Genomic DNA, 10,659 nt, shown 5'->3' on the forward strand with positions numbered 1-10,659 from the left:
GGCTATCATAATGCTGATAACCGCGTAAAGGCAATTCATACGAAAAGTGGACATAAGCTCATCTTTACCGAAGATGAGAGCATCTTGCTTACTGACAAGAATGGCAATGTGATTAAGTTGGATACTCAAGGAAAAAACATTGAGATTTCTGCTCCTGAGACGATTAATATTACAGCTAATAATATCAATATAAAAGCTTTTAGTAATATTGATTTGGACGCTAACATAAATATTACAGAAACAGTAGGTAAAGAGAAAATAACGGATGTATGTGGTAATATGAGTTTAACTGTTCAAGGAAACTTTACAGAAAGGTTTGAAGGGAATATGATTTCTCATACAGAAAAAGAACGACAATTTCATTCTCAGAATATGGAAATAAGCTCTGAAGTTGATATTAATGTAAATTCTAATAAAACTTTTAAACGCAATAGTGGAGAAAAAACAATTGATTTCTAAGATTAAATTATGAGTAAGATTACAATTTGTAAGGGCAATATCATTATGACAAGTAAAGGTGATACTACTTTTCATACTTTTGACGGTAGTATTGTCAGTACTGCTGGTGGATCAAACTATTGGGGAGGAGAACAAGGCACTATCGTAGGAGATTATGAGCCAATGGAGTTGTCAAATAAAACCTCTATACCAATAATAATAGAAAGTAAATGTCTTGTAAAATTTAGACCTCATTCAAACTGGAAAGGAGAATACGGTTTTGATTGGATACGAACAGGAGATACAGGAAGAAGCGGAGATAACCCGTTGTACTGTATACTGGGTAGATATTATTTCCCCATTCCCAATTCTGGGGGTGAAATAGATAGCTGTGGAACACCTAAGAACATAGAAGAATATTATAAATATGGTACACCTGTGAATGTGACACCGTATGATTATTTTAGTTATAAGTTTATAAAAGACAAAGAAATGTTTAATAGGCTGATTAGAACTTTCCCTCGGTTTAAAATCACTTGGAAGGATCATACAAAGGAATTACCTTTCTATGTTGTCCCTATATTAACATTATGGAAAGGGAGAAAAGCTACATTTAGTTTAAAATTTGAAGGAAAAGAGAAAGCTAAAAATATTACTTTTGAATTTGAAAATCCTCTTGTAGAGGATGAAAAATATTTAACATTAGAGAGACCTAAGTTAGATCTTAATAAAATAAGTTTAGAAAATGGGAATCTAAATTATCTAAAGAAGGATTGTTTTACAATTTGTTGTAATAAAGAATTTGATACTCCTCAAAAGCTATTAGTAAAAGCGGACGGCAAATTGTGTGGCGCAATGCTTATCCTCCCTAATTATTATAAAGTTAGAAAAGAAATTAAAATTGTTTTAATCTATACCGAAACAAGTATTAGTAATAAGGTAGGAGAACTTGTGGGTGGGGAAGAATCTCTGAGAAACTTCCTTAATCAGGCAATGATAGACCCTGAAATCCCTGATGAAGAAGAAAATTTAGTTTGTAAGTATGAAAATGAGGAAGAGAACAAAAAGTTTAAAGAGGAATGTGCTTATTTTAACAAAAATAAGAAAAAATATTATTTAAACGATATGAATATCGAAACTTTTAAAAATCATATATTGGAGTTTTATAATGGTAATAAGGAACTTAAAGATAAATACAATGATTATTATAAAATTTTTCTTGTAGGAGAGAGCGCAGAAATAAATAGGGGTTTCACAGATGTTAGGAATAACTGCTCTTTTTGCTTGTTAAACGCTGGTGAGCAAACTGCTGCACACGAAGTTTTGCACAGTATTGGGTTAGATCATACTTTTCAAAAAAATAGTGATGACTTTATTTATCAAGGGCAAGAAACAGATAATGTGATGGATTATCTAAACGAAGGAGTTGCTCTCTATCAATGGCAATGGAAATTAATAAACCCCGCAATAAAAGAAATATTAAATAGAATAATTAATGAGCAATTATGAGAGTATTTTTAGTATTACTATATTTGTATGCTTCCTATGTAATAGCACAACCTAAAAATGAAACGTTTGATTTTAAGCTCGCTAAAGAGCTTAAATATAAAAGAGGGGTATTATTGAGAGATATATATATGAAAGAAGGGTGCAGAGTTTATGATATATATTTTGACAAAGAAGAAGGGGGGTATATAGAGGAAAGTTTGCCCTCCCCTTCTTTTATAACACGCCGTAAAGATTATTATCCGAATGGAAAAATTAAAAGCATCAAGCATTTTATAGGAGAAAATGTACTTATCGGAAAATCTGTTTATTACAATAAAAAAGGCGTTAAAAGAATTGTAGATGAAGATAAGAAATTCAAGAAAATTAAATATCCTTATATTTTACAATTCTTGGAAAAGAAAGGACATATCAACCTTAAAACTGGAGAAGGTAGAATTGTTAATATTAGAGGAACAAATTATTTTGGATTTGAAATATTTTATGTAGAAGAAATGAATATGTGGGAGGCTATCATAAAAGATGGTTACCCAAAAGATAAATGTTTAGAGAAATATATAGAATTAGCAAAAAAAGAGAAATATATAGAATTAGCAAAAAAAGAAAAACAACAAAGAGAAAAGGATCATCTGATAGTTTGTTCAGAAAGAAATTGTGATCTATATTATTTTATAGATGCAATTTCTGGAAAACAGATTTCAAAACAAGAGTACGCAAAAAGATATAGAGCAGCGTTTGGTGAAGAGGATGAAAGATTTGATTATATCTTTACAGAGCCGTGATATAATTTTTGAGTTGGCAGCTTCTAATGCTGATGAGCAAACCGCTGCACACGAAGTTTTGCCTCGGAAGCCGTAAGACAATGATGGAAAGATTTAATAGAGAGGAAATGGAATGGGATTGCAAAAATAATCAACAATGGTGTTACTGAAATCTATGATATTGAAAAGATTTTACAATACATTAATGATCGATTTGATTTTGAAGGTATGCAACCTTTAGGAGTTTGGTCTGAAGATATCTTTAATTACAAAGAAAATATTGCTAAAATAGATCTTAATCCTAATGAGTAGCAGTATATCTCTGTATAACAGTACTTTTAGAAGTTTTAGAAAAAAACAGAACTTGGAAAGGATTTTAGTATTATAGGACATAGAGACTATAAAAAAATCGCAATAGAAAAAATAAAAATATATCATAATTCAATAGAATATGAATAAAGTTATAAAAAAAATAGATTATTTTTCATTGTGAATTTACTTCATTTATTAGAATTTTCTTTTTTATATCAATCGCATATGATAGCAGCTGTTTTTCTTTTAGATGTATTGTTAAGAGTACTATTTTAACTATACCTGTTTTTTTCGATATAATAAAAGAGAATCCAGTTATTATGGGGTTATTTCTAATTATAATAACAATAGCCTATATTATTATTCCTATATTTTTTAAAAATAAAAGTTTATATATATAGACATATTGATATTTTCTTTATTGTCAGTTGAATTTATTGTAATGTGTAATATTTTGTTCTCATTAAATTTTTATTTGGTTTTATACATACACTATTTTTTGTTTGTATATGTATTTTTAGAATAATGCAATATAAGAAAAAATCTATTTTCTATTCTGAATGAAGAGTCTCCACCAAATGCCTCAGTTCAGGGTCGTTGGCGATACGTTCTAAAAAAATCTACAAAAAAATACCTCAAAAATATCACTCGGCTACTTCATTAGAGCAATCAAGTGTAGATTTAGAGGATGTAGTACGCTTAGAGAAAGACAAACGCGAATTGTTGCTCAAAGTAAAAGGGCAAAGCCGTGACCCGCGTCTCAGGATGAATACCTTTGCGTGTCTTACTGACATCAATGCACGTGCAATGGAGACTTATAGGGTGATAAAAATATCACACTATCATACTGGTATGGAGTATTACAATTCCTTTGAGGGTATCCCAATGATGCGTACCCCTGCTGATTTTGATGAGAATGCTTTTCCGCACTCAGAGCAGCAACCAGCTATTGTAAAAGACAACAATGACCCTTTAGGAATGGGACGTGTACGCGTGCAATTCTTATGGCAGGCAAAACGCAATGAAATGACCCCTTGGATACGTGTAGTGCAACCCTATACAGGAGGGGGTAAAGGATTCTATTTTGTCCCTGAAATAGGCGAAGAGGTATTAGTGGATTTTGAAGGAGGTAATGCAGAATGTCCTTTTGTGCTGGGGGCACATTACAATGGTGAGGCGAAAAGTGGTTATAAAGCTGATGACAACAAAATAAAAGCTATTCATACTAAAAGCGGACATAAACTCATCTTTACCGAAGATGAGAGCATCCTGCTTACCGATAAGAATGGCAATGTGATTAAGTTGGATACTCAGGGTAAGAATATAGAAATTTCTGCTCCTGAAACGATTAATATCACGGCTAAGAACATCAATCTAAAAGCAACTGATAGTATTGATTTTGATGCTAATGTAAATATCACTGAAACGGCTGGAAAGGCTAAGAGAAGTGATATTTGTGGAGATATGTTTGTATATGTTAATGGTGCTTTAACTGAAAAGATAGAAGGTGATTTACATAGTGAAACAAAGAATGCGAGAACAGAAAATAGCACAGGAGGTATGGTCGTAAATTCTGAAGGTGCTATAGAAAACCACTCGCAGCAAAAAGTTCGTATAAATGGTGGTGAAAATACAAGAATGTCATAATTATGAGTAGAACAAGAATTGTAGGAGGAGTATACACTAAAATCACAGGAGGTGATTATAAGATGTATACAGAGGGTGATACTATCATCTCAGCTGCTGGTAAAAATGATTTTGCCAATGCTGAGGAGGTGATTATTGGAACTAATCCTGAGAGGTGTGAGCCTATTTCTATGGATAAATTTCTACAGAAAAGAAATGAGGGTGAAGTTCCCAATTTTTTAGTCTATTTTGAGAGACCCAGAAACTATGATGGTAGTTTTGGATTTGATTGGATGCGTAATGAATATAAACATATATGCCCATATTATGCTAAACTGAAAGAAGAATATAGGGATTGTAATGATAATACCCTGTGGAAACCTCAAGGAAGAGAATATTTCATCCCTTGGGTAGCATTAAGGAAAGGACAGAAAAATGTTAAGTTAAAAATATCTATAGAAAGATTAAATACTCTTCCTATTGAAGATACTGATACCATCCAATTCACTCAGCAAAATGGGATCTCCTTTTCGGTAGCTGATATTAATGTAAAAGAAATAATAAATAAAGGTTTTGTAGAGGTAGAACTTTATTGTAATACAGTATCAGAGAAGGATAGGCTTTATAAAGTTTTTGATGGTAAAGGCAATATTGTTGGAAAACTAAATATTTTTAGAAATAAAACTACCTATCAATTAGATGTTAGATTTGTTGAGGTAAAATTTAAGGGAAGTGTAACCCAAGATCCTCCTGAAAATGCAAAAAATATGAATGATGTAGAAAAACTTATACTTATAAGAGACTCAGGAAATATAAATATTCTTTCAAGAAGAATATATAATTTCACAGATAACACCACTAAAACATTTGTAGAAGGCGGAACAACTGAACCCCAATCACTAAATCAAATAGAGACAATTGATAAATGGAAACAGTACATAGAAGAAAACGAAGAGTTTTTTAAAAAACTCCTTAATCAATCTTTAATTGATTACAACCCTATTAAAGAAAACAATGAAATTAAATATGAGGTTATGGAAATTGATTTAGGATTTTTTACTATTGGAAATAATCCTTTGGAAAGTAAAAATTGGCTTATTAGAGAATCTTTTAAGGATTTAAAACCTAATTCTAATTCTAATTCAGTAGCTTGTGATTTATATAAATTAAGAGAGGGGATTATTGCCCACTATTTACGTTCTTATTTAAAAGATTATACCCTTAATGCTGTGCAGGAACGAACAAAAGGGGTTACTTTTTTTATTTTACCTATTATGATTGACGGACCTACAAATGATGAAATTCTTGACGCTCTTTCTGATGATTTAGATAAAAATGATATAAAAAATAGTAGTAGGTATGTACTTTTACTTCGTTATACTGATGAATTGAGAAAAAATACCATCGTTCACGAGGCAGCACATACATTGGGACTGACACACACTTATAGGGAGGAAAGCAATGATATACAACCCAAAGTATTTTTTAAAAAAGATGAAACTAAAAATATTATGGATGAAGGTAAAAAACATAGAGATAATTTCTTCTTTTGGAAATGGCAATGGGAAACAATGATAAAAGACTCTGATTTAAAACCAATTGATAATGAATAAGACGACAAAAACACTCGGTTTAATAGTATTTGCTTTTTTTATATCTCAAAATCTATACAGCCAGTTATTTATAAATAAAATAGACAATAAAGATATAGAGATTGTTAAGAGACTTATTCCTACTAAACGCTATGGGAGTATTATGTACGATTATATAAGAATCGATAAACGTACAAAAGAACCTTTAAGAGGAAAGTATAAAGTTATTGTAAATAAAGATGAGTATTACAAAACCTTCTTTGAAGAGGGTAATATTCGAATCAAAAATGATATCAACATAGTTAAGTATTATTGCAAAGGAAAATTATGGAAACTATATATATATGTTGGAAGAGAATATACGTTGCTATCAAAAAGCAACCTTGATAAAGAAAAAGGAGTGTTACATATCAAATATTTTAATTATAGTGATATAGATGAAAAAGAGCCTATTCTTATAGTAAAAAGAAATAAACAAAGTACAAAAGAATTTCTTAAAATATTCATACCATTAATAAAAGAGAAAGATATAAAAGCGTTTCTAAAAGATTTTTAGTTTCGCTTGTTAGCAATGGGAAACAATGATAAAAGACTCTGATTTAAAACCAATTGATAATGAATAAGACGACAAAAACACTCGGTTTAATAGTATTTGCTTTTTTTATATCTCAAAATCTATACAGCCAGTTATTTATAAATAAAATAGACAATAAAGATATAGAGATTGTTGAAAAAGCTATTCCTGCCAAATGTATTTCAAGTCTGTACGATTATATAAGAATCGATAAACGTACAAAAGAACCTTTAAGAGGAAAGTATAAAGTTATTGTAAATAAAGACGAGTATTACAAAGCTTTCTTTGAAGAGGGTAACCTTGTAGTGAAAAATAAAATTAACTTAGTGAAATACTACTATAAAGGTAAATATCAAAAACTCTACATATATGTTGGAAAAGAATATATATTGCTATCAAAAAATGACTCTGATAAAAAGGAAGGTCTAATAGATGTCAAATATTTTAATTATAGTGATATAGATGAAAAAGAACCTATTTTTACGACTAAGGACAACAAGAAAAAATTAGAAGGACGTCTTAAAGTATTTATACCATTAATAAAAGAGAAAGATATAAAAGCGTTTCTAAAAGATTTTTAGTTTCGCTTTTTGGAAATGGCAATGGGAAGAGATGCAAAAAGATGATATCGATTTAGTAAGTATAATTAATGATTAATTTGAATATGAAAATTATATTTATATTATTTTTTTATATGATATTTATATTTTTTTCCTATGCTCAAGACACTATATCAATAAAAATAAAAGATATAAAAACAGAAGAGTATAAGATTAAAAGTACAAAAGTAAATTTTCCTTCAATTATCAAATATAAAAAAATAAATACACTATTTAATACACCACTAAATGGCTGTTATAAAGTCAAAACAGGTATTAGAAAATATTATATCGCATACTTTAAAGACGGAAATTTTGATATCAGTGGTGGTAGAAATATTATAAAATACTACGTAGGTAAGAGAATTAAAAAAATACATATCTCCTCAGGAAACTATTATTTATTACTATCAAAGCAATATTTTACTAAGGATAGTATTACATTGCCCATCATTGAAATTCTAATGAATGAGGAAAAATGTGTTGGAACGATTACAATTGGCAGGGAATCAGTAAAAGAAAATATTAATACATTACTTTCAGGAGCAAAAGATAATGATGTAGAAGCCTATATCAGCCTATAATTGAACATAATAAATTATCTTATGAAAGATAAACTTATATCCAAGAAGAAAGTTAAATATTTATTCATCCTTCTCCACCAAATGCCTCAGTTCAGGGTCGTTGGAGATACGTTCTTTTTCACGTTCAATGATTTCAATGACATCTAACTTTATCTGGCGGTAGTTGGCTTCTACTTGTTCTTTGCTGGTATCGTTGCCGTAGGCATCAGTAAAGGAGAGAACTTCGGGGATTTTCTGGTAGGCTTTGGTCTCAGCAGCTACTTTCTCATTATCCACTATTATCTGAGCGTGGAATATCTTCTGATCGATACGCTCGTCAAAATTATCAGAAACAGCTCCTACAAACATACCTTGGGTAAGATTAGATATTTTACTAGCAGGAATCAAACTATCCAATTGTGTAGATATGGAAGTAGAAGTGTCATTGCGGTTAATCGTAGTAGATTGCCTTTTCTGCAATACCTTTCCAAAACGTTCAGAAAGGGTTTTAGCAGTTTCCCCTACTACTTGTCCGCTAAAGATATTCCCCACCGTATTTTGTATCACCTTACTTTCCTTATCGCCATAATCACGGGTGAGCTGTGAATAATCTTGAAAACCTAAACAAACAGCTACTTTATTACTTCAGGCTGTGGCTATCAGGTTGTCTAAGCCTCTGAAATAAATGGTAGGTAACTCGTCAATAATCACTGAGGATTTGAGCTGCCCTTTCTTGTTGATGAGCTTTACAATACGCGAATTGTACCTACTACCAAAGCTATACATACGCAAAGTGGTACCAAAATATTGCTTAACGATGCTGATGGCAGTGTGAGGATTGAGGACCCAAGTGGCAATATATATGCTATGGACGGGAAAGGAAATATTAAGGTTCAAGCTCCTAAGAATATAACATTTGTTGCTGGCGAGAATATTAGCTTAAGAGCTACAGCAAGCATTGATATAGATGCAGGAGTGGATATATCTGAGACAGCAGGAGCTATGATCAATAAAAATGCAATAGGAGATTATTCGTTAATAGCTGCAAATATCACAGAAATTGCTCGTGGGGAGAGAAAGGCAAGAGCAAAACAAGTTGTTGATCAGTCCAAGAATGCAAAACTTATATCTGAACAAAAGAATGAGGTGCATTCAAAAGGAAAGTTTAGTAACAATAGTGGTGAAAGCACAAATATATCTTAGCTATGGCAGGAGGAACAATCATTAGAAAAGTAGGAGAAACAAACTTAGTAGAGTGTGATACTTGGCAGGTTTATACTGATGACTTTGAGGCTTGGGCAGGAGAACATAGCTGCTTTACTGCTGATGAAGGTATTTCAGTAGGAAATCCTAAGGATCCTCCTCCTGCAGGAAAGTATTTTGTAAAAGGATGGTGGACAGATGTCAATGATAAACCTATAAAGGAAGCTACAGTCGGAAGTACCATAAGATTTCATATACAGACTCAGGGAGTAAAAAATGGAGAAAAGATTGACTTTATAGTATATGATCAGAATTATTTTAGTTTTAATGATAAATTAGTAGTTAAAAATAAAAACAAGGAAATAAATAAAATAACTGTACAGAATAATAGAGGTTATATAGAATGGGTTACAGGAGAGGAATGTTTGAAATTGCTTGAGGAAACATTTGAGGGTGATGAAATAGAACTCTTTGTAAAATGTCAGTACAAAGATGAGACTATTAATCTCCCTTATATGGAGAGTGACTATTTGGCGTTATATGAAAAAGAGGTATTGATAACAGTTATCATTGAATTGCCACATAGTAAAGAAACGGGGTGGGGAGCAAAAGGATTAGCAGGACATACGGGTATGGCAATTGGGAATAAATATTTTGATTATGGACCTGATTATGACTTAAATAATAATGGAACTCCAAATATCTATAAATCAGGAGAAATTGTTCCAATAAATGAAAAAGAGTATGATGTGGATTTTAATAATGATGGCGATAAAGATGATATAGTTAATATTAATGAAAACACTCTTAGTTTTAAAAATACTCTTGGTCGTCCTTGGTGGGGAGAGATTGATTGCAAAAAGGGAAGGTATAGAGGCTAATAGTGTAACTCTTCATCAAGCAATAGAGTTTATCAAATTAGATTGGAAAAAATATGGAACAAGTATTTACGGCGAAGTTCATAAAATAGAATTTTATGTAAAGGAAAGCGAGGCAAATAAAATGCTAAAATGGTGGGAGAATAGGTATAGACATTTAAAGATATATAGTGTTTATCCTTGGAAAGGTGAGCAGTGTACCACTACTGTAAAAACAGCTATCCAAGAAGCATTTCCTTTTTATAAAGGGATAAATTGGATAGGGAAAACAACTCAAAAACCAAGTGGTCTTTTGAATGATTTGAAAAATTTCATTAGCACTTCCAAACAGCATAAAAATGAAAAAGTAAGAATAACCAAGATAAAAGAAGAGGCTAATGATTGGCAACCTTAAAAATATTTTCCAATGAAAAAAATAATATTTATGTTAATATTTAGTTCAATATTTTCCTTATTAGGATGTAAAAGTGAAGAAGAGAAATTTTTGGAAAATCATAAAGTTTTTCCATGTTCTCCAGAAATTGTTCAAGAAACGTGTTTAAACTTTTTTGAGGAACTTGGAGATAAACCCTAATAGAAGCATTCCAATCCAAGTTACATCAAGATA

12 protein-coding genes and 1 pseudogene are annotated in these 10,659 nt (G+C 31.1%); 12 read left to right on the forward strand and 1 reads right to left on the reverse strand.

The features are described 5' to 3' along the window. From VJJ03_RS11185 to VJJ03_RS11220, 8 genes are all read left to right on the forward strand, one after another. The coding region (locus tag VJJ03_RS11185; protein WP_323975649.1) for a hypothetical protein at nucleotides 1–459 on the forward strand (459 nt) is incomplete at its 5' end. 9 nt (nucleotides 460–468) lie between these two features. Next, nucleotides 469–1,947 (forward strand): hypothetical protein, encoded by a 1,479-nt coding sequence (locus VJJ03_RS11190; protein WP_323975650.1) that lies wholly within the window; start codon nucleotides 469–471, stop codon nucleotides 1,945–1,947. Between the two features lie 113 nt (nucleotides 1,948–2,060). After that, nucleotides 2,061–2,726, forward strand: a complete 666-nt coding sequence (locus VJJ03_RS11195; RefSeq protein ID WP_323975651.1) for a hypothetical protein — start codon at nucleotides 2,061–2,063, stop codon at nucleotides 2,724–2,726. 888 nt (nucleotides 2,727–3,614) lie between these two features. Next, nucleotides 3,615–4,664 carry a phage baseplate assembly protein V gene (locus VJJ03_RS11200; protein ID WP_323975652.1) on the forward strand — a complete coding sequence of 350 codons (1,050 nt, stop codon included), beginning with the start codon at nucleotides 3,615–3,617 and terminating at the stop codon, nucleotides 4,662–4,664. A 62-nt stretch (nucleotides 4,665–4,726) separates the two neighbouring features. Then, nucleotides 4,727–6,256, forward strand: coding sequence for a hypothetical protein (locus VJJ03_RS11205; RefSeq protein ID WP_323975653.1), 1,530 nt, complete (start codon nucleotides 4,727–4,729; stop codon nucleotides 6,254–6,256). Then, nucleotides 6,249–6,791, forward strand: coding sequence for a hypothetical protein (locus VJJ03_RS11210; protein ID WP_323975654.1), 543 nt, complete (start codon nucleotides 6,249–6,251; stop codon nucleotides 6,789–6,791). The genes VJJ03_RS11205 and VJJ03_RS11210 overlap by 8 nt, the downstream gene beginning before the upstream one ends. 59 nt (nucleotides 6,792–6,850) lie before the next feature. After that, nucleotides 6,851–7,390, forward strand: coding sequence for a hypothetical protein (locus VJJ03_RS11215; protein ID WP_323975655.1), 540 nt, complete (start codon nucleotides 6,851–6,853; stop codon nucleotides 7,388–7,390). Between the two features lie 113 nt (nucleotides 7,391–7,503). After that, nucleotides 7,504–7,992, forward strand: coding sequence for a hypothetical protein (locus VJJ03_RS11220; protein ID WP_323975656.1), 489 nt, complete (start codon nucleotides 7,504–7,506; stop codon nucleotides 7,990–7,992). 60 nt (nucleotides 7,993–8,052) lie between these two features. Here the strand turns inward: VJJ03_RS11220 and VJJ03_RS11225 are convergent. Beyond that, nucleotides 8,053–8,736: pseudogene (locus tag VJJ03_RS11225) on the reverse strand (TraM recognition domain-containing protein); the annotation flags it as partial. A 42-nt stretch (nucleotides 8,737–8,778) separates the two neighbouring features. Here VJJ03_RS11225 and VJJ03_RS11230 point away from each other — a divergent pair. Genes VJJ03_RS11230 through VJJ03_RS11245 form a run of 4 tightly spaced genes read left to right on the forward strand, consistent with a single transcriptional unit; the run spans nucleotide 8,779 to nucleotide 10,626 of the window. After that, nucleotides 8,779–9,174 carry a hypothetical protein gene (locus VJJ03_RS11230; protein WP_323975660.1) on the forward strand — a complete coding sequence of 132 codons (396 nt, stop codon included), beginning with the start codon at nucleotides 8,779–8,781 and terminating at the stop codon, nucleotides 9,172–9,174. Nucleotides 9,175–9,176: 2 nt separating this feature from the next. Then, entirely contained in the window at nucleotides 9,177–10,055 is an 879-nt protein-coding gene (locus tag VJJ03_RS11235; protein ID WP_323975657.1) for a hypothetical protein, read from the forward strand. Beyond that, nucleotides 10,024–10,446, forward strand: a complete 423-nt coding sequence (locus VJJ03_RS11240) for a hypothetical protein (protein WP_323975658.1) — start codon at nucleotides 10,024–10,026, stop codon at nucleotides 10,444–10,446. Before VJJ03_RS11235 ends, VJJ03_RS11240 begins: the two co-directional genes overlap by 32 nt. A gap of 12 nt (nucleotides 10,447–10,458) precedes the next feature. Next, nucleotides 10,459–10,626 carry a hypothetical protein gene (locus tag VJJ03_RS11245; protein ID WP_323975659.1) on the forward strand — a complete coding sequence of 56 codons (168 nt, stop codon included), beginning with the start codon at nucleotides 10,459–10,461 and terminating at the stop codon, nucleotides 10,624–10,626. Nucleotides 10,627–10,659: the final 33 nt, after the last annotated feature.

Source organism: Capnocytophaga sp. G2, assembly GCF_035282625.1.
In the GTDB taxonomy this organism is placed as follows: Bacteria; Bacteroidota; Bacteroidia; order Flavobacteriales; family Flavobacteriaceae; genus Capnocytophaga.